This window comes from Anabaena sp. EIM26, assembly GCF_057568715.1.
Map to the genome: position 1 here is coordinate 3,242,205 of NZ_CM172472.1, position 25,528 is coordinate 3,267,732.

Annotated in this window: 23 protein-coding genes and 1 pseudogene; 20 read left to right on the plus strand and 4 right to left on the minus strand. The window is 37.6% G+C overall.

What is annotated here, in order from left to right; all coding sequences use genetic code 11:
* Positions 1 to 258 precede the first annotated feature (258 nt).
* From ndhD1 to AC012T_RS14120, 7 genes and pseudogenes are all read left to right on the plus strand, one after another.
* A complete protein-coding gene (gene ndhD1, locus AC012T_RS14090; RefSeq protein ID WP_487066583.1) occupies positions 259 to 1,827 on the plus strand; it encodes a photosynthetic/respiratory NAD(P)H-quinone oxidoreductase subunit D1 in 1,569 nt (522 codons plus the stop codon).
* 530 nt (positions 1,828 to 2,357) lie between these two features.
* On the plus strand, positions 2,358 to 4,151 hold the full coding sequence (locus AC012T_RS14095; protein WP_487066585.1) for a WD40 repeat domain-containing protein: 1,794 nt from the start codon (positions 2,358 to 2,360) through the stop codon (positions 4,149 to 4,151).
* 268 nt (positions 4,152 to 4,419) lie between these two features.
* Positions 4,420 to 4,832, plus strand: a pseudogene (locus tag AC012T_RS14100) (XisH family protein).
* The gene (locus AC012T_RS14105; RefSeq protein WP_487059225.1) at positions 4,820 to 5,161 is read left to right on the plus strand and encodes a XisI protein; all 342 of its coding nucleotides are present in this window, start codon (positions 4,820 to 4,822) and stop codon (positions 5,159 to 5,161) included. The pseudogene AC012T_RS14100 and the gene AC012T_RS14105 overlap by 13 nt, the downstream one beginning before the upstream one ends.
* Positions 5,162 to 5,386: 225 nt before the next feature.
* Positions 5,387 to 5,716, plus strand: coding sequence for a hypothetical protein (locus tag AC012T_RS14110; protein WP_487059227.1), 330 nt, complete (start codon positions 5,387 to 5,389; stop codon positions 5,714 to 5,716).
* Between the two features lie 6 nt (positions 5,717 to 5,722).
* Positions 5,723 to 6,172 (plus strand): PIN domain-containing protein, encoded by a 450-nt coding sequence (locus tag AC012T_RS14115; protein WP_487059229.1) that lies wholly within the window; start codon positions 5,723 to 5,725, stop codon positions 6,170 to 6,172.
* Positions 6,173 to 6,483: 311 nt separating this feature from the next.
* Positions 6,484 to 7,344: a hypothetical protein gene (locus AC012T_RS14120; RefSeq protein WP_487059231.1), complete on the plus strand. Its 861-nt coding sequence runs from the start codon at positions 6,484 to 6,486 to the stop codon at positions 7,342 to 7,344.
* On the opposite strand, the gene AC012T_RS14125 is transcribed toward AC012T_RS14120, so the two are convergent.
* The gene (locus AC012T_RS14125; protein ID WP_487059232.1) at positions 7,319 to 8,632 is read right to left on the minus strand and encodes a site-specific DNA-methyltransferase; all 1,314 of its coding nucleotides are present in this window, start codon (positions 8,630 to 8,632) and stop codon (positions 7,319 to 7,321) included. The genes AC012T_RS14120 and AC012T_RS14125 overlap by 26 nt on opposite strands.
* A gap of 456 nt (positions 8,633 to 9,088) precedes the next feature.
* On the opposite strand from AC012T_RS14125, the gene AC012T_RS14130 reads away from it, so the two are divergent.
* On the plus strand, positions 9,089 to 10,525 hold the full coding sequence (locus AC012T_RS14130) for a DUF4145 domain-containing protein (protein WP_487059233.1): 1,437 nt from the start codon (positions 9,089 to 9,091) through the stop codon (positions 10,523 to 10,525).
* 466 nt (positions 10,526 to 10,991) lie between these two features.
* Here AC012T_RS14130 and AC012T_RS14135 read toward each other — a convergent pair whose 3' ends face one another.
* Genes AC012T_RS14135 through AC012T_RS14145 form a run of 3 tightly spaced genes read right to left on the minus strand, consistent with a single transcriptional unit; the run spans position 10,992 to position 13,893 of the window.
* Complete coding sequence (locus tag AC012T_RS14135) at positions 10,992 to 12,395, minus strand: NAD(P)(+) transhydrogenase (Re/Si-specific) subunit beta (protein ID WP_487059235.1); 1,404 nt, start codon at positions 12,393 to 12,395, stop codon at positions 10,992 to 10,994.
* Positions 12,392 to 12,685, minus strand: coding sequence for an NAD(P) transhydrogenase subunit alpha part 2 (locus AC012T_RS14140; protein WP_015214883.1), 294 nt, complete (start codon positions 12,683 to 12,685; stop codon positions 12,392 to 12,394). The genes AC012T_RS14135 and AC012T_RS14140 overlap by 4 nt, the downstream gene beginning before the upstream one ends.
* Positions 12,686 to 12,738: 53 nt before the next feature.
* Positions 12,739 to 13,893 carry a Re/Si-specific NAD(P)(+) transhydrogenase subunit alpha gene (locus AC012T_RS14145; RefSeq protein WP_487059237.1) on the minus strand — a complete coding sequence of 385 codons (1,155 nt, stop codon included), beginning with the start codon at positions 13,891 to 13,893 and terminating at the stop codon, positions 12,739 to 12,741.
* Between the two features lie 627 nt (positions 13,894 to 14,520).
* On the opposite strand from AC012T_RS14145, the gene AC012T_RS14150 reads away from it, so the two are divergent.
* The 12 genes from AC012T_RS14150 (at position 14,521) to AC012T_RS14205 (ending at position 25,506) form a co-directional block, all read left to right on the plus strand.
* Complete coding sequence (locus AC012T_RS14150) at positions 14,521 to 15,033, plus strand: DUF2808 domain-containing protein (protein ID WP_487059239.1); 513 nt, start codon at positions 14,521 to 14,523, stop codon at positions 15,031 to 15,033.
* Between the two features lie 146 nt (positions 15,034 to 15,179).
* Entirely contained in the window at positions 15,180 to 15,314 is a 135-nt protein-coding gene (gene rpmH / locus AC012T_RS14155) for a 50S ribosomal protein L34 (protein ID WP_015209090.1), read from the plus strand.
* 25 nt (positions 15,315 to 15,339) lie between these two features.
* Entirely contained in the window at positions 15,340 to 15,762 is a 423-nt protein-coding gene (gene rnpA / locus AC012T_RS14160; protein WP_487059242.1) for a ribonuclease P protein component, read from the plus strand.
* Entirely contained in the window at positions 15,749 to 16,135 is a 387-nt protein-coding gene (locus AC012T_RS14165; protein WP_487059244.1) for a PH domain-containing protein, read from the plus strand. The genes rnpA and AC012T_RS14165 overlap by 14 nt, the downstream gene beginning before the upstream one ends.
* Before the next feature lie 182 nt (positions 16,136 to 16,317).
* Complete coding sequence (yidC, locus tag AC012T_RS14170; RefSeq protein WP_487059246.1) at positions 16,318 to 17,475, plus strand: membrane protein insertase YidC; 1,158 nt, start codon at positions 16,318 to 16,320, stop codon at positions 17,473 to 17,475.
* A 2-nt stretch (positions 17,476 to 17,477) separates the two neighbouring features.
* A complete protein-coding gene (locus tag AC012T_RS14175) occupies positions 17,478 to 18,017 on the plus strand; it encodes a Jag family protein (RefSeq protein ID WP_487059248.1) in 540 nt (179 codons plus the stop codon).
* A 73-nt stretch (positions 18,018 to 18,090) separates the two neighbouring features.
* Positions 18,091 to 18,594 (plus strand): YceD family protein, encoded by a 504-nt coding sequence (locus AC012T_RS14180; RefSeq protein WP_487059250.1) that lies wholly within the window; start codon positions 18,091 to 18,093, stop codon positions 18,592 to 18,594.
* 146 nt (positions 18,595 to 18,740) lie between these two features.
* Positions 18,741 to 19,616: a hypothetical protein gene (locus tag AC012T_RS14185; protein WP_487059252.1), complete on the plus strand. Its 876-nt coding sequence runs from the start codon at positions 18,741 to 18,743 to the stop codon at positions 19,614 to 19,616.
* Positions 19,617 to 19,800: 184 nt separating this feature from the next.
* Entirely contained in the window at positions 19,801 to 21,570 is a 1,770-nt protein-coding gene (locus AC012T_RS14190; protein WP_487059254.1) for an ATP-dependent nuclease, read from the plus strand.
* Between the two features lie 65 nt (positions 21,571 to 21,635).
* Positions 21,636 to 22,976, plus strand: coding sequence for a transposase (locus AC012T_RS14195; RefSeq protein ID WP_487059256.1), 1,341 nt, complete (start codon positions 21,636 to 21,638; stop codon positions 22,974 to 22,976).
* A 358-nt stretch (positions 22,977 to 23,334) separates the two neighbouring features.
* The gene (locus AC012T_RS14200; protein ID WP_487059258.1) at positions 23,335 to 24,846 is read left to right on the plus strand and encodes an AAA family ATPase; all 1,512 of its coding nucleotides are present in this window, start codon (positions 23,335 to 23,337) and stop codon (positions 24,844 to 24,846) included.
* A gap of 183 nt (positions 24,847 to 25,029) precedes the next feature.
* Entirely contained in the window at positions 25,030 to 25,506 is a 477-nt protein-coding gene (locus tag AC012T_RS14205; RefSeq protein WP_487059260.1) for an SH3 domain-containing protein, read from the plus strand.
* The last annotated feature ends 22 nt before the right edge of the window (positions 25,507 to 25,528 follow it).

The following is a 25,528-nucleotide window of genomic DNA, read 5'->3' on the forward strand; positions in this document are numbered from 1 at the left end:
GTGTAACACGAATTTATCCTGTGCGTAAATGCCAGTTTAGCTGCTTTTTTTGGGTAAATTTTTGACTGGACTGGGAGTATTCCAACCTACATTCTGCACCCTCATATGTCAAAAAAGACTCTTCCGCAGAAAAATTGGGGATTGCCAATTTAATTAAATCAACCTAACAATGAAGAGAAAATTGCCAAAAAGCTGTTAGTTAATAACTAGTGACTTTTTGCCAAACAAGATTTTAATTGCAGACTGATTGTGATGAATATAGCTAATTTTCCGTGGCTGACGACGATTATTTTGTTCCCAATAGCCGCGTCACTACTACTTCCTATCATCCCAGATAAAGACGGCAAAACAGTGCGCTGGTATTCCCTGATTGTCGGGTTGATAGATTTCGCACTGATTGTTTACGCTTTTTGTACTGGGTACGATTTCTCCAATCCCGATTTGCAACTGGTGGAGAGTTACCCCTGGGTTCCCCAGCTAGGTTTGAATTGGTCAGTAGGGGCAGATGGCTTGTCTATGCCCCTAATTCTCTTAACTGGATTCATTACCACCTTGGCAGTTTTAGCAGCTTGGCCTGTCACCTTCAAGCCGAAATTATTTTTCTTCTTGATTCTGGCTATGTATGGTGGTCAAATTGCTGTATTCGCTGTCCAGGATATGCTGTTATTTTTCCTGGTGTGGGAATTGGAACTTGTGCCGATCTACTTCCTGCTGTCGATTTGGGGAGGTAAAAAGCGCCAATATGCAGCGACCAAGTTTATTTTATACACTGCTGGCGGGTCGCTATTTATTTTGCTATCTTCCTTGACAATGGGTTTTTACGGCGATACAGTGACTTTCGATATGCGATCGCTCGCCCTCAAAGACTACGGCCTCAACTTACAACTTTTACTGTACGCTGGCTTCCTGATTGCCTACGCTGTCAAGTTGCCTATCATCCCCCTCCATACCTGGCTACCAGATGCCCACGGTGAAGCTACAGCGCCTGTGCATATGTTACTAGCAGGTATTTTGCTCAAAATGGGTGGTTATGCCTTAATTCGCATGAATGCCCAAATGCTCCCCGATGCCCACGCTTACGTTGCACCAGTATTAGTTGTTTTGGGGGTAGTAAATATCATCTACGCTGCCTTAACATCCTTTGCCCAGCGTAACCTCAAGCGAAAAATTGCCTATTCTTCAATTTCCCACATGGGATTTGTTCTCATTGGTATTGCCTCCTTCACCGATTTAGGTTTAAGTGGGGCAGTTTTACAAATGGTTTCCCACGGATTAATTGGGGCAAGTTTATTCTTCTTAGTCGGTGCAACTTACGACCGTACACACACCCTAATGTTAGATGAAATGGGTGGTGTTGGTAAAAGAATGCGGAAGATTTTCGCCATGTTTACAACTTGTTCAATGGCATCTTTAGCATTGCCAGGAATGAGTGGCTTTGTCGCAGAATTAATGATATTCGTTGGTTTTGCTACTAGCGATGCTTATAACCCGACATTCAAAGTTATCGTCATTTTCTTGATGGCAGTTGGTGTAATTTTAACACCAATTTATCTGTTATCAATGTTGCGAGAAATTTTCTATGGTCAAGAAAACGAAGAATTAGTTTCTCACCAAGCTTTGATCGATGCCGAACCCCGTGAAGTATTTATCATCGCTTGTTTGTTGATACCAATTATCGGCATTGGTTTTTATCCCAAATTGCTAACACAAATGTACGACGCTACAACTGTACAATTAACAGCAAGATTGCGTGATTCTGTACCCACTTTGACCGCAGAGAAAGCCGTAGAAACGGTCTCTTTCAGTGCGCCAATAATTGGTAATTAATTCGTAATTACAACTACGATTTATATTGAGGGTGGGTTTAATACCTGCCCTTTTTTATCACTGATTTAACAGATTTAAGGATTTCACGGAATCAAGGAATTTTTGGTAACTGAAAGGGTCTAAGACTCCTAATATATGACGTGCTTAACATAAATATTTTTCTAGATAGATGCGTTAGCTACACAAATAATTAATATATATTGCTTTGCATGATTTTTAAAATTTTAAAATTATCTAATCGAAAATTTGGATTTACTGACATACACCTCTTTATTGGCATAACTGTTTCTCTAGAAACAGTAACTTGCTTTCTAAGTTAGTTAGAATCTATGGAAACCATCTAAATATCCCTAGGAAAATTTTAGAAATATCTGATGAATATTCAGATGTCTCTTTACCATTAACACAAACTTATATTTGTGTTCTATAAAACCGTGATAATTACTAGATTTTTATTTAAGTAAAAGTTATAAAACCAACTAATCGCCTTAGTATAATTTACCTTAAGTATGCAATACTGTGCCGCTATCATGCAGATGGATTGGATTAGCTTACTCAAAGCTCAACAAACAGACTTTCTACAACGTGTGAAAAAACCTAAAACTGCGGATCTTTCTCTTTTAGAAGGTCAAGTAAAAGGTTGTCATAGTGAAATTGTAGCATTTTGCGGTGAGCCATTGGCAAAAATAGTAGAATGTTCGCGCCAACAAGCAGAAATTCTCGCCAAAAATCCGCCACCAATACCACCAGAATATCCTGAACCACCGGACTGGATAATTCCCTTTCCTAAATATTTTCAACTGCAAGCAGAAGATTATCTAGTTCGAGAACAAATTGTCCATCAATTGATGACAGAAAGGTTAGGTAAATTGGTTAAAAAAGTGCCGCAAGACACTTTAAAAAATATGGTATTAGATGATGAAGGAAATTTACGTGGTGAAAGTAAATTTCCTTATTGGTTAACTAGTAATCCCAAAATTAGTATTCAAGTTTATGTAGCAGATGGAGAAAGTTTCAACGGAATTAAAAAAGATAAAATTCGCTGGTCAGTCACTCAAGAAGACGTAAAAAATTACCAAGTTTTAATTTTTCTTTGCTTGTTGTATCCAGCAACGACCAAATTGGGCTACGAAAAGCAAACTGTCATGGCTGGTTTTTTACCAACACATCAACTTCAATTTACTGAACCGAAACTGTTTATAAATCCTAGTAATTTATTGTATGCAGGAGGATTAAATTGGTATTTAGAATCGTTAAATGGCAAAAAAAATGATCTGCCCATAGAAGATGAAATCATCATAACAGAGACTATTCAAACCTTGCCGTCAGACCATCCGCAAAAGAGTATTATTGGTGAATGGGAATTTTGGCAGACTTTGCAAGGACACACTAGAGGTATTAACTGTTTAGCTTACACTGTTAAAACCGTGCCAATAGAAAGTTCTGGATATCAGTATGGTAAAACTGTGCCTATATTAGCTAGTGGTAGTCGGGGAGAAACGAAATTATGGGATCTAACCAAGGGTGAATTAATAGAAACCTTGTCAGAATATCCTTGGGTAATATCGGGATTAGTAGATGAAGTAAATTCCTTGACTTTTAGTGCAGATGGACAAAGTTTAGTTAGTGTAGGTGCAGATTCTACTATTAAAATTTGGCATACTGGCGCACTAGATTTAATTGATATTTTGCATAAACATAATGGAAGTGTGCGTTGTGTTGCCTTTACTCCCGATGGTAATATGATCGCAACTGGTGGTGATGACAGAAGAATCTTGTTTTGGGATTTGTGCCATCGCCAAGTTAAAAAATCCCTATCTCTAGATGATACCGCTGCTCATTCAATGGTGTTAAGTCAAGATGGGCAAATTTTGATTACAGGTAGTTACCGTAAGATTAAAATTTGGCATACATCTTCTACAGTTAGCAATAAAAATGTTGAAGATATACAACCCCTACATATTCTCAGGGGTCATTCTCACATTGTTAGTTCTTTAGCAATTAGTGCTGATGCTAAATTTTTGGTAAGTGGTAGCCGTGATAAAACTATCAAAGTCTGGAATTTGGAGACAGGGAAATTAATTCACACTCTCAAAAGTCATAGAGATGGTGTATATGCTGTAGCCCTCAGTCCCAATGAACAAATTATAGCTAGTGGTAGTGCTGATAAAACTATCAAATTGTGGCATTTAGAAACGGGTGAATTATTAGCTACGTTTACTGGTCACGCTAATACGGTTACTGCTTTAACTTTCACAGCTTCTGGAGAAATGTTGGTCAGTGGGAGTTTAGATAAGACGATTAAAATTTGGCAGAGAAGTTAAATTTAAAGCCGGAGGAGGATTGCACTTTTTCCCCAACATCTCTTTTTACATCATGCAAAGACGCAAAGGAAGAGGTTAGCGATACCTTCGGTCAGCTTCGCTATCGCACTCTCTCAACTCCCAAATAGCGATACCTATCTCTTCGACACGCTGCGCGAATGGTAAGATATCTCTACCAGACACTACCGCGAATGCTAACGCATAGCTATATGATATGATTGCACTATTAAGATTAATTCGTATTGACTAAAATATTATCAAGAAAACAATGCCAGCAAAAGATATTTACCATGATGCTGTTAAAAATGCCTTAATTAAAGTTGGATAATTACTGCTGATCCTTATAAAATCAAGTATAAAGATGCTGAATTATTTGCTGATTTGTCCGTTGAAAAACCCATTGCAGCAGAACAAAATGGACGAAAAATAGTTGTTGAAATTAAGAGTTTTCTTAGTCCTTCACCCATGAGAGATTTTGAACTAGCTTTAGGGCAATATATTTTATATCGTAATTTAATTAATCTTACAGAACCAGAGTATACAATTTATTTGGCTATTAAAGAAAGTACTTACGAAAACTTTTTTACAAGAGATTCAATCAAAGAGATTGTCGAACTAAATCAGATTTTGATGATTGTAGTGAATGTAGAAAAAGAGGAGATATTACAATGGATAAACTAGAAAAATATCAAATAGCAATTAAACAAGTTCTCACAGAATATCATAATTGGGTTTCTGGCGCAGCAAATTTAACTGATGAAAGTTGTTTGATTTTTGATGATAATAATCATCACTATATTTGGTGTTTTTTGGGTTGGGATGGCAAAAAAAGAACAAATAATATCCAAGTTAATATCAGAATTAAAAATGATAAAATTTGGATTGAAGAAGATTGGACTGAAGAAGGAATAGCTAATGAGTTAATGAAATTAGGTATTTCTAATCTTGATATTGTTTTAGCCTTTCATCCTCCTGAAGAGAGGAAATATACTGAATTTGCTACTGCTTAAATATCATAGCGATCGCACTCCCTCAACTACCCAAACAGCGAACTGACAAGTCAGCGCTTACGCTATCGCACACCTTCCCCAAGTATCGCATCCCCTCAACTCCCCAAAAGCGATACCTTCGGTCAGCTATCTCTACGAGACGCTACGCGAACGCTATCGCACTTCCTTAACTTCCCAAATTTTGATATACTGATAATATACCAAAATAATCAAATCTAGCATTTTATGATTAATAATCACCAATCTATTACAGCTAAATCATCAGCAAAAAGCCGCAATGATTTATTGCTAGAAATTGAACATACTCCAGAAGAATACATACCCGAATTACTACAAATTGTCCGGTTATTCCGTCAAAGTGTGACGCTGAAACAGACATCTTTAAAAAACTGGGAAAATGCTATTAATGAAATTAATGAAAGTGATGCAATTAAAAAAGAACATAGAAAAACTAATATTAAAAGATTGTTCGAGTCATGGAATGAATCAGATGATCAACAAGAACAACAAGAAACTTTAGAAATCATTGAATCTATGAATGGTATTTCAATTTAAAATAAAATGAGTCAGGTTATTGTTTTAGATTCTGCACCTGTGGGATTAATTACTAATCCTAAAGGAAATCCTCTAGCTGTGCAATGTCAAGAATGGTTTTATAGTCTTTTTGAAAGAGGTTATGAGGTAATTTTACCAGAAATTATAGATTATGAAATTAGACGGGAATTATTAAGAGCAAATAAGTTATCAGGTATTAGAAAACTAAATCAACTTAAATCAGAAATTATTTATCTTCCTATTACTACAGAAGTAATGTTAAAAGCAGCAGAATTATGGGCTGAAGTGAGAAATCAAGGTAAATCTACAGCAGATAATAAGGCTTTAGATGGTGATGTTATTTTAGCTGCTCAATCTATTTTAGTTGCTAATTATGGAAATGAAGTAATTATTGCCACGAGTAATAAAAAGCATCTTTCTATTTTTATTGATGCTAGAGAATGGCAAGAAATTTAAGCAGTGAAAGCGATCGCACATCATCCCCCTAGTATCGCACTCCATCAACTTCCCAACATCTCTTTTTAAACGAACCGCAGAGACGCAGAGAACGCAGAGGATCGCTCATTTTACCCCAGTATCCTTTTTTAACGAACCACAAAGACGCGAAGAACACGAAGGAAGAAGAGAAGAAAGAGCGATATTTGGAAGTTTCGGACATAGCATACTTATAAGTGAGTAACTACTGTTTTTTAACAAATAACTGGACAAAAATACCACTATTGCTTATAGTAATAACCTGTACTGTTTATGAAAATAAGGAAATAATTTTGACTACATTTGCTAGTTACAAAACAACAGCATCTAAGTGGATTACTATATTTGATTCACCGTTCTATCCAGATTACTTGGATGAAGCTAAAATACTTTATGAAAAAGTACAAGTATGCTTTATAGAACTTGTTGATAAAGCACAAACGTCTACAGAATTACTGGAGATGATCTCTAAAGAACCTAATCCTTTACGAAATCAATTACTTAGAGTTTTTCGTAGATACGTCTCTCCAGATACATCTGTAGAAATGACTAAAAAGAAAGGCGATATCCCTAATACTATTAGAAACTTTAGTGATAAATTTCGTCCGATAGAGGAAGTTAAACAAAAGTTGCACAGTCGTCCCATACCTGATGAAACTCTCATGGCACTTCTTCTTGAATACAAGACAAAAGGAAAAAAAGGGTATGATTTAACAGAAAGTTTTTTCTTATGGTTTAACGAGAAATTTAGCAAAGATTATTCTATTAAAGGACCGATTCGTGGTGGGAAAGATGTGATGTTACATAAGGCTTTGAATAACTTTCCATCTAAAATTCCTGCGGATATGTTAATCTCTCGCTTAGATGGAACTCCATTAGTAATTGGATTTGCTCGTTATGACTCCGACAGAGGAGGTTCTCAAGAAGATGATAGAATAGGAGGAAATCGAGATAAAATCACAGAAATTTTGGGTTATGCTAAAACATACAATTTGCCATTAAAAGTATTGATCCTGAATGATGGTCCTGGATTACTTCTAGGTTCTATGTGGAATGATTACGCTAATTTAGAACAATATGGACAAAGTAGAGTGATGGTTTGTACTTTAAAAATGTTAGAGGAGAGATTTACACAAAGCTGGTTAGAGAGTTAAGTTTACTATTCCAATTTTTGATAATTTGATCAGAAATTAACTCTAGATTTAGTGATTCTTCAATATAAAAATCTAACCCTGTTCTTAAAATTCTATTAACTTCAATTAAGTTTATTTGTTTATATTTACAATTACCATTTTTACCATTAACAAAATCACCCATTGCTTCACTACCATTAACTAAACGTTTAATTATAGTATCAATAGATAATGGAGAATTATCAATACCTATCCATTTTCTACCTAATTCTTCAGATACAGTTAGAGTAGTTCCACTTCCTGCAAAGGTATCTAAAACAATATCTCCTGGATTTGATGAAGCCATAATTATCCGTTTCATCATCTCTGAATTTTTCTCCGTTGGATAACCAGTGATTTTAATATTTTGATTATGAGCGTCTTTAAAATCAAGCCAAATATCTTGAATCGAAATACCCTGACTATTATCTAAATATACTTTTCTTCTGGGATTACCTGTTGAAGACCAATATATTTCCCCTCGTGCATCCATTTCATCTAATGTTTCTGGTGTATATTGCCAATGTTTACCGGGAGGTGGTAACGTACCCCTCCAAGATTGACCTGTTGCTCCTTTTCTTACCCCTGGAGCATGAATAGGAACTTTTTTATATAGTCTTCCTGTTGATTCTTCTACATATTGATATTCTTTTTTAATTGAGTCTTCTGTCCAAGCATCAAAAGGTTGATTCCATACATAATTATCTGTTTTTGTATAAAAAAGAATAAAATCTGCAACATTACCATATTGTTTGCGTGTATAGTTTTTAGGATTACATTTTTTTCTAGTAATCCAATTACGAAAATTTTTAACCCCAAAAATTTCATCCATGATAATTTTGACAGTACAAGCCATTTTTTCATCTAAATGTACATAAATAGAACCTTCCTCTGATAGAATTTCTCTAATTAAAATAAGACGTTGACGCAAATATTCTAAATATTCTGCACCTTCCATGAGATCATGATAAGCATGATTGTTATTACGAGACTCAAAACTGCTACCTGTTGAGTATGGTGGATCAATGTATACTAAGTTAATTTTTCCGGCAACATTATCATTATTTAATAATGTGCAAAGAACGTTTAAATTATCTCCATATATTAGTTGATTTCTAGGATATCCTTCAACGCTAATTATATGATTTAACTTAGCTGGCTGAATTTTCAATATATCTTCTATAGGCATTTTTCCTTCATATTCAATTCGGAAAGATGTTGTATTTTGTTTATTATTACGCCCATTTTTACTAGGTATTCCTGTTGCCATATTGTTTAAAATGTTGACTTTTTTATAATTATACTATAGCGATCGCACTCCCTCAACTCCCAAATAGCGATCGCACACACCCCAAATATCGCACTCCCTCAACTCCCCAAAAGAGATCGCATCGTTCACCCCAGACATCGCACATCATCCCCCAAGTATCGCATCCCTTCAACTTCCCTAAAAGCGATCGCATCGTTCACCCCAGACATCGCACATCATCCCCCTAGTATCGCACTCCCTCAACACCCCAACAGGGAACTGACAAGTCATCGCTTGCTCTATCGCATCCCTTCAAATTACCAAACATCTCTTTTTTAACGAACCACGAAGACGCGAAGAGCGCGAAGGAAGAAGAGAAGAGAGAGCGATCGCACTTACAATATGTAATTAATACACCAAATTTAGTATAAAATTTATAAATATTCTCACCAGTAGATAATCTCAGAGTGTATCAAAATGGATAGTTGTAAAGAAATTGAATATCCGCTTACAGAAAAAGTATTTTGCTGTGAGCATTGTGGTAAAACAACTTTTATGAAAGAGATAGCGAATAAAACTTATCTTCATACTGATACTAAACCTGAAGAGATGTATGTAAATAGGATTAAATACACATGGATGATTTTAGTATGCTGCATTTGTAAAAATGTTAATATTATTGAGGATTCAGAATGGTTAGATGCTGATCATGAACCTACCGGAGAATATGATGAGGATGGTCGTGAAATATGGACTCTTCCAATTCCCACTAGAAAATATTTATATAGATCATTCAAGGATGTGAGTGATTTACAAGGAATTTCTCCACAAATTAAGCGAACATATCAAGATGCTTTAAACTGCTTTAAGTTAGAGCTATATACGCCAACAGTAATTATGTGTAGAAAAACAATTGAATGTTTGTGTGTAATAGATTTACGTATTAGAGAGCCTTACAATCTATCAGACAAAATTCAAAGAATGTTAGATGAAAAATATATAGATCAAATGTTATACGATTGGGCAAACACTTTAAACCAATTTGGCAACAATGCAGTACATCAGTTCAAAATATTTAATCAAGATGAAGCTCGACATATTTTAGATTTTACCTATGCTTTAATTGAATACTGCTTAGATTTTCAATATAAATTTGAAAAACTTAAAAATAATAGAAAAATTCAAAAAACTAAATCTCAATCTCAAGAATCAGGAGATGAAGTTAACGTAAATACTTTAAGTGATTCAGAATTAGAGTCTCTGGATAAAATGTTGGATGATGGAAATGTATTATTCCGTTATTATGCAGCTATGAACCTTGCAAATGCAAATGCAAAAATTGAAAAAATAGTACCCATTTTAATTAAACTATATGATGATAAAAATAAAAATTTAAACCAGTTTAGAAATAAAATTTATGATAGCTTAAAAAAGCTTGCTTCAGTAGCAGGATCAGATTTAATTAAATTGCTTACAGACTCTTCAATTAAAAACGAAATAAAGTTGATTGCAGTCAAAATTTTAGGTGAAGTGCAAGTAGATTCACAAGAATCTGTAGAAGCTCTTATTGATACACTTACAAATTTTAAAAATTTAGATAAAGGAAGAGAAATTAGCATTGCAGCTATTAATTCTCTAGAAAAACTAAAAAGTGAAAAACTTTTGTCAGAACTAATAAAAGTAATTGAAGATACTTCATCTAATAAGGACATTCGTACTCATGCTCTTAAAACTTTAGTGAATATAGGATATAATTCACAAGAAACGATACCATTTTTGATTAATTTACTTAAAGATTCTGATTTTAGAAGTTATGCTATTGATGCTCTAATAAAAATCGGAGGTGAGGCAGTTTCTGCTGTAGTTAATACATATGAAGAACAGTCAATGGTTAGTGATACATCAGCATCATAGAATATACAGTTTTTACTACATCTAAATTTCTTAACATAACCTTTATTATGTCAGAATTTAATAGTTTTATCATTTTTATATTTTGGGTTTCTCTTTGCTTCTTAGCTGGGTTAATGTCTGAAAAAATTAAAAACTTTAAATTAATATCTATATGTATGATATTAATATCTTTGTCACTTTATTTTTTACTATCTAATGAATGTTTTGAAAGTGTTAACAATACAAAAAATTGTCTACCACGAGTATTTGTTTATTGTAAAAACGTGTTCTATGAAAAAGAACCTTATCAGCCAACAGTTACCACTTGTAAAAATATATTAAATAATAAAATTATATATCAAGAATCTTGGGGCTAATTTTAATTTTTGACCTATTTTTATCCAAAATCTTCAAACCTCTCTGCGCCTCTGCGTCTCTGCGTGAGAAAAAAAGGGCATAGTCAAAAAACTACACCCCTAAAATTAACCTAAAGTTGCTTCACTTCCGAAACCAACTTAGCCACCATATCCTTAGCACTACCAAACAACATGGTTGTCTTATCCTTATAAAACAACTCATTATCCACACCAGCAAAACCGGCACTCATACCGCGCTTAATTACAATAGTTTGCTTGGCGCGATCAACTTCCAGAATCGGCATCCCATAAATAGGACTATTCACATCACTACGTGCTGCTGGATTGACCACATCATTAGCACCAATTACTAACGCTACATCAGCTTGTTCAAACTGGGGATTAATATCCTCCATGTCATACAACTGGGTATAAGCCACATTAGCTTCAGCCAATAACACGTTCATGTGTCCTGGCATTCTACCCGCAACTGGATGTATCGCATATTTCACATCCACACCCATGCGTTCTAATTGATCTGCCAACTCGCGGACGCTATGCTGTGCTTGGGCAACCGCCATACCGTATCCTGGGACAATCACCACAGAACGGGCATATCCCAACATCATCGCCCCTTCTTCGGGATCAATACTGCGGACAGTTTGATTAGTTGCACCAGCAGCAGCACCACCAGTAGCAGTAGAAACTGAACCAAAGGCACTAAATAAGACACTGAACAAAGAACGGTTCATGGCCTTACACATAATTTCGGTAAGGATTAAACCAGAAGCACCCACCAAAGCACCGGCGATGATTAACATATTGTTCATCACCACAAACCCAGCCGCAGCCGCAGCTACACCTGATAGAGAGTTTAACAGGGAGATGACAACGGGCATATCACCGCCACCAATGGGCAGTACAAACATTACACCCAATACTAAGGAGACAGCCACCACCGCTAAAAAGATGGGTAAACTATCCGGTGACTTAATTAAATAAGCACTTCCGGCTAGATATGAACCCAACAGCAAGAGGTTAAATGGTTGTTGCAAAGGAAAGGTAATGGGAGTACCACTAACTAAACCTTGCAATTTGGCAAAAGCTAGAAAACTTCCGGTTAATGTCACTCCACCGATTAACACATCCAATAACATGGAAATGTTGACATCGAGGGGGATAGGTTGTGAACTTCCTAATAACCGCCAAAATTCGGCAACTGCGATAAGTGCGGAAGATGCACCACCCAAACCATTGAGTAAACCCACCATTTGGGGCATTTCGGTCATTTGCACTTTGTAAGCTGCGATCGCACCAATAACAGAACCAATCGCCAAGCCTATCAATATCATCTCGTAATTTAAGACTTGCTGATCTAGCATTGTGGCGACAACTGCTAACAGCATTCCCACCGCAGCCACAAGATTACCGTTTCTGGCTGTAGCCGGAGAACCGAGTTTTTTCAAACCAAGGATAAATAATGATGCAGCGACTAAATACGTCAGCTGAATCCCAGTTGGTAAAAAGTCGCTCATGCTTTAACTTCCTTTTTCTTGAACATTTGCAGCATTCTGTCAGTGACGAGGAAACCACCGACAACGTTAACCATTGCCAAAATAACGGCAATTAAACCGAGAATTACTGATAAATTAGTGTTTCTTTCCCCAGCAGCGAGGATTGCCCCAATTACGGAAATGCCGGAAATAGCGTTTGAACCCGACATTAAAGGGGTGTGTAAAGTTGGGGGAACTTTGTTGATAACTTCAAAGCCAATGAAGGAGGCTAAGACGAGTACGAATAAGGCCGCAAGTAATGCTTCTGTCATTTCGATTTTGGATTGAGGAATAAGGCTCACGCAAAGGCGCAAAGGTAAGAAGGTTAAACCGCTACTGCTTGCAAAGCGTCTTTTACTCGTTGGTTTCTAATTTCTCCACCATGAGTAACGCACGCTGCGTCAACGATGTCGTCACCAAAGTTGACTTGCAAGGCTTTGTCTTTAATCAACAGTTGCATTAATGAGGTGACGTTCTTTGCATACAGTTGGCTGGCGTGTACTGGCATTGATGAGGGTAAATTGATGGGGCCAATGATTGTTACGCCGTTCCAAACAATGTCTTTACCTGCTTCTGTACAAGCGCAGTTTCCACCTTGATCAGCAGCTAAATCGACAATTACTGAACCTGGTTTCATTTGTGCTACCATTTCTTCGGTAACGAGTCTGGGGGCTTTTCTGCCTGGTACTTGGGCGGTAGTAATGACAACATCAGAGTTTTTGACGTGTTCGGCGACTACTTCCTGGGTACGTTGTTTGCTGGCTTCGGAGATTTCTTTGGCGTAACCACCAGCAGCGACGGTTTCTTCTTCGAGTTTGACTTCGACGAATTTCGCACCTAAGCTTTGCACTTCTTCTTTAACGGCTGGGCGAATGTCAAAGGCTTCTACTACTGCGCCTAATCTTCTAGCTGTGGCGATCGCTTGCAATCCCGCTACACCCGCACCCATAATAAATACTTTAGCTGGTGCGATCGTCCCCGCCGCAGTCGTCAACATGGGGAAATATTTCGGTAAGGCCGCAGCCGCAATTAATACGGCTTTATAACCCGCTAGTGAAGCTTGGGAAGATAAAGCATCCATGCTTTGCGCCCTTGTAGTACGGGGAATTAATTCCATACTCAACGCTGTAATTTGCCGATTTGCCAATTGTTGCGCTATTACGGGATTACCCAAAGGATTGAGGAAGCTAATTAAAACAGATCCAGTCTTGAGTAGTTCAATCTCTGAGCGTCCATCTTCTCGTTCTTGGGGAGGGCTGACTTTGAGCAAAATATCCGCTTCTCCCCATAATTTGGCAGTATCAGCTACAATTGTCGCTCCTGCTGCTTCATAGTCAGAATCACTGAAAAATGCTTTTTCTCCCGCACCTGTTTCTACAAAAACCTCTAAACCTTGTTTGACTAATCTGGATACGGTGTCGGGAATTAATGCTACACGACGTTCACAAACTTCAATTTCTTTAGCAACTGCTATTCTCATGCAATCTCCTGAAGATAAATACCTAAATATCTACTAACTATGGAATTTCTCTGTTGATGAAGGATTTGCCGCACTTAATAAAGCATCGGTGAGTAATCTCAGCCCTCAGTTTTTCTAGTAGATTTCACCTTTAACTTTGTCTTTCCCACTCTTATTTTCTCCAAGCAAAGCTTCACTCTGCCGCTTACATAAGTAACAATTCCAGATATTTGCACACAAACTAATTTACTTATTGCACATCTTATGGTGATTTTCTGATGTTATATCTATGTCTTCAGATTATTTTCGGGATTGATAATGTGTGGTCTTTCTAGTTGGCATCTTGAAATTGTGGCAAATTGAAAGTAGAAATTTAAACGCAAAGTGGCGCAGATGTAAGCGCAGAGGTACGCAGAGAATTCATGATGAAGTTAATGATCATGAAATGCTATGGAATTTATTGACTGAGTTAACATTGTTAAATAAGCAACTGCGTACATAAGTAGGATGAATTTTTTACCTAAAAAGGCACTTTGGCTTTTATTTATCGTCTATTCTGATGAAGACAGTAGTAAAGTTTAGTTAAGAATACTAAATCTCTGTTACTTAAGATCATAATCTTTACCATTTCCTAGAGGAAGCATAACTATGCGACGTGTACTTTCTGCCTTGGCTGTGACTGGCTGTTTATTGACAAGTCTTCCGGCTATGACTTGGGCGCAGAGCCTACCTGGTTTAACGCTATTTAGCGGTGTTAAAAGAGAAAATCAGTTGCCCTTCCGGTTAGATTTTGGCGGTCAAACTAACGCCTGGGATAGATATATACTCAGACTTCCTGCCGAAAAAATGAAATTGGCAGTGGCTCAATTTGCCATTACTTACCCCAAATATTACAAGGGCAGCTTTGACACTAAAAAAGTTGAAGTCAAAGTTAAAGGAAAAAGCCTTCCCCTATCTGAAGTGAAATGGGACAAAGAAGGACGAGTGCTGGAGATATTTCCTGAAGAACCAGTACCAGCAGGTAGTAACGTTGAGTTAGTTTTAAATAACGTGCAGAATCCAACCTTTGGGGGGATTTACTATTTTAACTGCCAAGTTCTCTCCCCTGGAGATGTGCCACTACTACGTTATCTTGGCTCTTGGATTATTAGTATTTCTTAAAAAGGTAACAGGGAACAGGCAAGAGAAAGATAAATACTTACCCCAGTGCCTCAGCAACTCTATCCAGAAATATGTTGAGATTGCCTGTAAAGTGGTATGATAGCAGATTGTGACTTTTTATAAAAATCGTCTAAGAGGAGAACGGTATGCAAAGAACGTTGGGCGGTACTTGCCGTAAGAGAAAAAGAACCTCTGGTTTTCGCGCTAGAATGCGGACACCAGATGGTAGAAACGTGATCAGCGCCAGAAGAAGAAAGGGTCGTCATCGTCTGAGCGTTTAGGGTACATTCAGCCAGTAGAGTAACTGTGGCTTTGCCCAAAGCATATCGACTAAAATCCCGCAGGGATTTTCAGGCAGTTTTCCGGGAAGGAATTCGGTGTCATAGCTCTCATTTCACTTTGAGAGCTTTAAAGCCGTCGCGTTCAAAAGAACCTTCTTTGGATACTGCCCCTGCAACTACACAAGCCAATGGCAATGAAAATTTAACCAGTACCCAAATTGGCATTTCCATTAGTACCAAAGTCAGTAAAAGAGCAGTAGTTCGCAACCGAATTAAACGCCAAATTACAGGTGCTTTGTATCAATTATTGCCTAAATTATCCCCAGGATGGCGATTAGTAGTGATTGTGAAGCCAAAGTCAGCAGAATCTGAGTGCGTAAGCCAACAATTTCTGCAAGAATTAGAGCAGTTGTTGGCAAAAGCTGAGGTAATAAATGGGCATTCGTGAAGAAATTTATTATGAGGGTGGCCCCCATATTGGGGATTTAATTCTCAATGTGCTGATTGGGCTAACCGTGATTGGTTTACCATTAACTGTTGGGGCAATTGTGAGAGCGTTGTGGCTACGTTTCCGCATTACTGACCGACGAGTTGGTGTAACTGGTGGTTGGCTAGGACGCGATCGCACCGATGTAATTTACTCAGAAATAGTCAAAATCGTCAAAGTCCCTCGTGGCATTGGCATCTGGGGAGATATGGTACTAACTCTCAAAAACGGTACTCGTTTAGAAATGCGGGCTGTTCCCAACTTCCTAGAAGTTTATGACTACATTAATGAAAGAATTGCTGCTAAAAACCCCGAATATAGCAGTTCTAAATAGTCACAGTTCTGAGTTAGATATTTTTTCATTTTCACTTGATGACTTACTAACTCCACTACATTTAGCATTCTCTTTTCATATCATGTGCGGCTATCCGTAGCTCAGGGTAGTCGCTAACAAATCACGATTTAGATAAATTAGATTCAGTTCAGTTAACAGTACCTCAGGTTGGATTCAGAATAATGGATTTTGGTATCGGGTTCCTCTCGAACAATGTGATGCTGCCAATCATAGATTTTTTCTATGGTATTGTGCCTAGCTATGGATTGGCTATAGTTGCCTTGACATTGATAATCCGCTTTGCGCTCTATCCCCTGAGTGCTGGCTCCATTCGTAGTATGCGACGAATGAGGATTGTGCAGCCCTTGATGCAAAAGCGGATGGCAGAAGTCAAAGAGCGTTATAAAGATGATGCTCAAAAGCAGCAAGAGGAAATGGTCAATGTCCAAAAAGAATTTGGCAACCCATTAGCGGGATGTTTGCCACTGCTGTTACAGATGCCAGTACTACTAGCACTGTTTGCTACTTTGCGGGGTTCACCATTTGCAGGAGTTAATTACTCCGTTAACTTGCAAGTTTTCCCTGCCGAACAAATCGAACAAATTCAACCCCAAGCTTTTGCTACTCCCCCGCAAAATATTTATATTGCTGATGGAGATCACACAAAAATTACTGCTATTCTTCCCAGTGGTAACAAATTGGCTGTGGGAGAAAAAACAAAGATTCAATATCAGACAGTAGAGGGTAAACCCTTTAATGCGCTCTTAGCAGAACATCCAGAAACCCAGTTAACCCCAGAATGGAAAATTACCAAAGGGGAAGAAAGGGTCAGAATTGATGCTGAAGGCAATATAGAAGCCTTGCAGCCAGGAGATGTTACCATCCAAGGTACAATTCCCGGACTCGCAGCAGATAAAGGATTTCTGTTTATTGATGCTCTAGGTAGGGTAGGCGCACAAGATCCAGATGGTACAATCCACTGGGATATTGTGGCCATGATTGTCTTTTTTGGCATCAGTCTTTATGTTAGTCAATTGCTTTCTGGGCAAAATTCCAGTGGTGGTAATCCCCAGCAGGACACAGTTAACAAAATTACCCCTGTTATCTTTTCAGGGATGTTTCTGTTTTTCCCTTTACCAGCTGGTGTACTGATGTACATGGTAATTGGTAACGTTTTCCAAACCCTGCAAACCTACATTCTTTCCCGTGAACCTCTATCTGAGGAATTGCAAAAGATGGTAGCAGTCCAGGAGAAAGAAAAAGAAAAAGAAGCTGCAAGCGCAGATCAAAAGACGTTGCCCTTTGAGCCAAAAAGTTCTAAGAAAAAGGCTACAGGCTGATTATGAGTGATATTTCCATGCAGCGTGGTGAAGAATGGTTAAAGCAACTGCTGCAACTCATTGGTGTTTCTACTAATGTTAAGGGTAATTTAGGATCTGCTCCAGCTATCGGAGCAGATTCTCCTGAACCGGATAGCCACTGGTTGACAATTGAGCAAACCAATTTGATGCCGGAACAAATCAGGATGTTAATAGGTGCTGGTGGTTCCGTGTTAGATGCGATGCAGTATCTAGCAAATTCGGTGCTGAACTTGAACGCACCAGAGGATGAGCAAGCATCTTATACCATTGAATTAAATGGCTACCGCGTCAGACGACAGGCAGAAATTAACAACTTGGCGGAAATAGCGGTTCAAGAAGTCCGCTTTTCTGGTCGAGAAGTGGAAATTAAATCTCTCAGTTCGGCTGAACGGCGACAAATTCACAGCTTTTTGAAGAATTTTCCTGATTTGGAAACCTTCAGCCGAGGTAAAGAACCTCATCGCCATTTGGTGGTTCGTCCTGCGACTGAACCACCAACAGATCCTGGTTATGAGAGCTAAAATAAGAGATGTAGTATCAGCAATTTCGCTGATGATCAACTGTAATTTTTCGTGAGGATTTCTCACAAATCCTATGGACGCTATTTTTATTCCGCAGCTAACTAAAGCCCCGGAGCGAACAGAGGAAATTCAAGTTAATGAGTCTCTGCCTGGTCTGGAAACTTTAACCCCGGTGCGTGGAACTATCCAAGTGCAGCATCAGGGTACTTATTTAGAGGTATCCAGTCAGGCAGAAACAATTATCACTTGTACCTGTAATCGCTGCTTGCAGCAATATAATCAACGGTTGGCTGTTAATACTAAAGAAATTATTTGGTTAGAGGAAAATGCTAATCAAGCGGAACACTTACCGTTAGAAATGGAAGTGGCTGTAGAAGATTTAGTAGAAACGGTATCACCTAATGGTTATTTTTATCCTAGTGAATGGTTGTATGAGCAGATGTGTTTAGCGATTCCTCAGCGTCAGTTGTGCGATCGCAATTGTCCAGGTATTTTAGATACTGTTGCTAGTTCTGAGGAGATTGTCGATAGCCGTTGGGCTTCTTTACAAAGCTTGAAAAAGCAACTTCCAGAATAGTATTTTGCAAGGGTTTGAAATGCTGGATTATTCCTCATTTCTAACCTATGTAAACTGTGCCAATGTGGGTGATAAAAGACCGCTTCACAGAAAGGGTAGCTAAGTAGAATCAGGATCATAATTTTCTTGACTACTAAACTTTATCAATGCTAGAAAAATCAAGATTGTTTTTTCCCAAAATTACCAAATCTAATTATCAACCACAAAGTCAAGATACAGCAATAGAAGCTGAGGTTTATTTATTTAATAGATTACGGAAACTCACATTAAAACAGCGTTTGGCAATGTTTATTTCCCATGATAGAGGAGTTAAACAACTATGCCTTATGGGAATTAAATCTCGACATCAGAATTTTAATATACAGGAAATTCGGGATGTATTTACTCGCGCTGTATTAGGAGAAAAATTTACTCCTGATTTTCGACCAAAAGGTATTGATGAAAGTATGTGGATTCAAGATTCTATTTCTTTAGCAGGTGAACTACATCAAATTTTTGAATCAATTAATATTTCTTACTATGTTAGTGGTGGTGTCGCTAGTTCTATTCATGGAGAACCTCGTTCTACTCGTGATTTAGATTTAGTTATAGAAATTAACCAAACTCAAATAAACTCATTAGTAAAAACTTTGGAAGCATCTGGATATTATTGTCCAGCAGGTGCGGTGGAAGACTTACAAATTGGGCATGGTAATATGTTGAATATTACCCATACAGAAACTATTGCTAATGCTGATATATATATTACAGATAACTCACCTTTTGCAATATCACAAATGAATCGCAGAGTATTAATAAATTTAGATGAAATACCTGCTTTTTGGATAGCATCAGCAGAAGATACTATTTTACAAAAATTACGCTGGGGAAAGGAAAGTAAATCAGAAAAACAATGGCGTGATGTTTTGGGGATAGTTAAGTTACAAGGAGAAAATTTAGATTATGGTTATTTAGCAGAATGGGCTGAGGTTTTAGATTTAGTTGATGAGTTTATGGAAGTATTAAATCAAGCTGGAATATAAAAATTAGTATAGATTAATGGCATCGCATCTTTTATGTGATTATTGTGTTTATTCTATTTTACTTTTACTTGGCAAATTACGTGAAATCGCCAATAATAGAATTAACCGAGTAAATAAATGACACAAGATGTATATCAAAAAGCTGCGAGTATTTAATTATAAATCTTATTTCGACTCTGGGGTAATGGAATTTACGCCTGGTATTAATATTATTGTTGGACGAAATAATGCGGGTAAAACATCGTTACTTGAGGTGCTGGCGCTGGATTTTGAAAATCAGCCGCATAGAATTTTGGATTTTGAAAAATATCCTGATAGAAGTTTAAGGACATTGCCCAATAAGATTTATGGGATAAAAGAAGAATCAAAAATAGAAATTACTTTTTATATAGCTTCAGATGAAGATAATTATATACTTATAAAAGAGGAATTTGAAAAAAATCCAGACTTATTGTTAATAGAAAGTTTAGTAAAACAGGATTATTTAGAAATACAAATAACTCTCTATTTTGATTATAAAATAGACCAAGTTGTTCGTCGTACAACAGAGGTTGTGAACTATACAAAAATTAATGATATTAATTACACTTATGAAAAACATCCTCTTGGCAGTATTAATATTAGTAAGTTCAGAAATATTGATAAATTTACGGACAAATTTAACATATTGAGAAGTCGTATTTATAGATTTAAAGCTGAACGACATATAGATATTTGCAAATCTGAAAATAATGAACAACTAAAATCAGATGCGTCTAATCTTGCCGAAGTATTATTTATATTGCCGGGTAAAAAACCAGGGACATTTGCCAAATTTAATAAACTAGTTTCAGAGATTCTGGAGGAAATAAAATGGATTTCTGTAGTACCAAGAGATAATTCAGAGGTTGAAATTAAAGTATGGATTACCGAAGAACTTAACAGAGATGATTTATCACTTCCTCTATCTTCATGTGGAAGTGGAGTTGGTCAGGTATTAGCAATTGTATATATTTTAGTTTCTTCAGAAGAACCTAGAACATTAATTATTGATGAACCACAATCATTTTTACATCCAGGTGCAGCGAAAAGGCTAATAGAGACTATTAAACAATTTCCGCAGCATCAATATTTTATTGCTACTCATTCACCAGATATTATCACAACGGCAGATCCTTCTAATATTATCAAACTGAAATATGAAAATTGTGAAACAACTGCATCAGTCATAGATGCAAAAGATATAAATCTACAAAAGGAAATTTTAGATGAACTGGGAATTAGATTATCTGACGTTTTTGGTGCTGATAGTGTTCTTTGGGTTGAGGGACCGACTGAAGAAAAATGTTTTCCGCTAATTATAGATACATTTTTAGCAGAAATGCCATTGAAAGGTATGAAAATTTTATCTGTAAAAAGTACAGATGCGCTACTTGATGGTAAGCATTCCTCTCTTGTGGCTAATATTTACGAAAAACTTAAGTCAGGAATAAGCCTAATACCAGAGAAATCTATATTTATATTTGATAGAGAAAAGAAGACAGACAAGCAGATTGAAGATTTAAAGAGGATAGGGTTTAAGTTTTTAAAACTACCTATGTATGAAAATTATATCCTTAACCCAGAAGCAATATCAGCCATAATTAATGAAGAAGCTGTATGGCTAGAAACACCTATCACTATAAATCAAGTTCAGGAATATCTAGACAAAATTCAACACGAAAAAAGCCATTTGCTTCCAGGTGTCAAAGAAAAAAATGGTGCAGATGAGAATTGGTTGTCTAAAGTTCATGGGGCAAATATTCTTGAAAATGTGTTCCAAAACTTCTGTGGAACTCTATTAGAGTTTAAAAAAACCACACACTCATACAAAATTACAGAATGGCTAATCAAAAATCAACCAAAATTTTTATCTGAACTGGCAAAAGAGTTAAAAGAATGCTTGAACAATACTGTAGCCAAAAAAAGAGTATAAAAAGAGGGCTGATGTAGTAGAGTTATAGTCTTCCACAACGACAACTCGAAAGCCACATACAGCCCATGTTTGACATACTAGCACTGTTGCAATGCCTACTGCCAGAAATAAAAGTCACGACGATGCGGCAGTTGAGCCAGATCATCACGGCCATGTTAGCCATGAGCGGGCGAGTCACAATGTTGGGAATATCGCGTTGGACGCTTAGTGGTGGTAGTTATCGGACGGTAATCAGATTTTTTCGTACAGTCATACCGTGGAAAACGGTGTTCTGGGTGTTTTTTCGGCGGCATTTGTTCTGCCCAAATGATGTTTATTTGTTGGCAGGAGACGAAGTAGTAATAAGCAAAGCCGGGAAAAAAACCTACGGATTAGATAGGTTTTTTTCCAGTTTAATAAGCAAACCAATATCGGGGTTATCTTTCTTTACCTTATCATTAGTAAGTGTTCAACAAAGACACTCATTTCCGATTCAAATAGAACAAGTAATCAAGAGTGATGTAGAAAAAAATACTGTATCGTCAATCCCAGAAATAAAATCTCAAGAAAAACGTGGACGAGGACGACCTAAAGGAAGTAAAAACAAAAATAAAACGGAAGTCTTTTTGACATCTGAGTTACTACGAATTCAGAAGATGATTAATGAGTTATTCAAGTTAATAGCTAATTTTATTCCTCTCACTTACTTAGTCGTAGATGGTCACTTTGGGAACAATAATGCTTTGCAGATGGCTAGGCAGGTAAAGTTACACATAATTTCCAAGTTACGCCACGATTCGGCATTATATATACCTTACCAACATCCTGACCCCAATCATCGTTCTCGTCGTAAATACGGAGATAAGCTGGACTGGCACAATATATCTGATAAATATTTGTGTCAAATTAGTATTGAAGAAGATATCCAAACAAATACTTATCAATCTACCTTACTGCACAAAGAATTTGCCCAGCCTTTGAATGTAGTGATTTTAGTAAAAACCAATTTGAAAACTAATGCTTGCAGTCACGTAATTCTGTTTTCTAGTGACTTAACTTTATCATATGACAAAATAATTGACTATTATAAACTGCGCTTCCAAATCGAATTTAATTTTCGTGATGCTAAACAATTTTGGGGATTGGAAGATTTTATGAACAGGGGTCAAACTGCGGTGACTAATGCTGTCAACCTTTCATTTTTTATGGTCAATTTATCTCATTATCTTCTAGCTCAGTTCCGTCAAGATAATCCTGGTTCTGGCATTGTTGATCTTCAGGCTTACTGTCGTGGTTTTCGATATGTTCGGGAAATGTTAAAAATGCTTCCGCAACAGCCTGAGCCTATTTTATTATCCCAGATTTTTGCCAAGCTTACCTCTCTTGGTCGTATTCACAATGCTTCTACAGCCGTTGAACCCTCGTAATTTGGCTACAGTATTGTTGAATAAAGATAATTAATAAATTGAATATCTTGCATAATTATCGACTATCGCCCACATCCGCCGGAGATTGAAATCTCAGGCTAATAGCAAAAGTCGTCTGAAGACGACTAAGAAAATATTGAATTATTGAGAATTATTGAGTCCGTTAAAACGGACTTCCGCTATAAGACTGGGAATTAATTCCCAGGCGGATCTTCTCTTCTTCCCTTCTTCCTTCGCGCTCTTCGCGCCTTCGCGGTTCATTAAATCCATATTCAGTAAAAAGAGAGTAATTTCCAGTTGTTAGACACAATACAACCCTTAACAATAGGAGAATAACAAATCACCAAACAACTACCTTATGAACTTCCGCGACGAATTTAAACTCCTCCTCCGCGCCCGCTACCCGCTGATTTATATACCCACCTACGAAGAAGAACGGGTAGAAGCCGCTATCCGCGAAGAAGCCACAAACCAAGGAAATCGCCCCGTTTATACCTGGGATTTTGTCGATGGTTATCAAGGAAACCCCAATGATGTCGGATTTGGAAAACGCAACCCGTTACAAGCATTGGAATTTATCGAAAAATTACCAGCTTCCGCCCCAGCAGTCTTAATTCTCCGGGATTATCACCGATTTTTAGATGATGTCGCTATTTCTCGCAAACTCCGCAACTTAGCCCGACTCCTGAAATCCCAACCGAAAAATATTGTTTTATTATCGCCACGTATTGCTATTCCTGACGATTTAATGGAAGTGTTAACGGTGGTTGAGTTTCCCTTACCCGCAGCACCGGAAATTAAAGCCGAGGTAGAACGGTTATTACAAGCTACTGGTAACTCACCATCTGGTAAATTTCTTGATGACTTGGTGCGTTCTTGTCAAGGTTTATCTATGGAACGGATACGCCGAGTTTTAGCCAGAGCGATCGCATCCCACGGACAATTACAACCAGAGGACGTTGATTTAGTTTTGGAGGAAAAACGCCAAACTATCCGTCAAACCCAAATCCTGGACTTTTACCCAGCCACTGAGCAGATTTCTGATATAGGTGGACTTGATAACCTTAAAGACTGGTTAATTCGTCGGGGTGGTGCATTCACAGAAAAAGCTCGACAGTACGGATTACCGCACCCCCGTGGATTAATGTTAGTGGGAATTCAGGGAACAGGTAAATCTTTAACAGCCAAAGCGATCGCACATAATTGGCATTTACCCCTGTTACGCTTAGATGTAGGGCGTTTATTTGGTGGTTTAGTCGGTGAATCAGAATCTCGCACTCGTCAAATGATTCAAGTAGCAGAAGCCCTCGCACCTTGTATTTTGTGGATTGATGAGATTGATAAAGCCTTTTCTGGTTTAGGTAGTAAAGGTGACGCAGGAACAACTAGCCGCGTATTTGGAACATTTATCACCTGGTTAGCAGAAAAAACATCCCCCGTGTTTGTCGTCTGTACCGCTAACGATATCCAAGCCTTACCCCCAGAAATGTTACGGAAAGGGCGATTTGACGAAATTTTCTTTGTCGGTTTACCCAGCCAAGAAGAGAGAAAAGCAATTTTTAACGTCCATTTATCCCGATTGCGTCCCCAAAACCTGAAAGGCTATGACATTGATAGGTTAGCTTACGAAACTCCTGATTTTTCGGGCGCAGAGATTGAGCAAACCTTAATTGAAGCGATGCACATCGGATTTAGTCAAAATCGTGACTTTACCACCGATGATGTTTTAGAATCAGCCAGTCAAATCATACCTTTGGCGCGAACTGCGGTAGAGCAGATTCAAAAATTGCAAGAATGGGCTGCTGCGGGGAGAGCGCGTCTAGCTTCCAAGCAGAATCCATTGAGTGATACCTTTGGTAAACTGCGCTAACCATAGCAGAATTCAGGAGTCAGGAGTCAGGAATCAGGAGTAAAACTGACTTGGAGTCTAGCTTCTGTACCTCATTGATCTACAATCTGCTGTAATAATTTAGTCAATAATACTTAATCAATAGTTCATCCTTAATCATGAATTAATATGGACTATTGATTTAGTGGATTTGAGGTTCTCACTATGATTGTTGGTGTATTTAAATATATACTTGGTTTTTTATTAGCGATCGCTGTCTTATTAGGTAGTGGACTGACAGTAGCTCTCTATTTTGTCAATCGTACCGCCATACCGCCAGAAAGACCCAAATTTGCTAATGATAATCCCAAGCCGAAACCGGATAAACCAAAAGCAATTCAGGTCAAAGCTACTCCTACTCCTAAATCTAGCCCTGAATCCACTCCTACTCCTACCCCTACTCCCACAGAATCACCCAAGTCATTACCACCAGGGGCTTACCAAGGTTTAGTAACTTGGCCTCAAGGCTTGAGTCTGCGAGACCAACCCACTATGGATGCAAAGAGCGTGGGTGGAGTTTCTGCTAATCAAAAAGTGATCATTTTAGAAGAAAGCCAGGATAAAAACTGGCAAAAAATTCGTGTTGAAGGTAGTGATCAAGAAGGTTGGGTAAAAGCAGGTAACACTAAAAAAGTAGAATAGTAAAAGAGTAGTATAATCACCA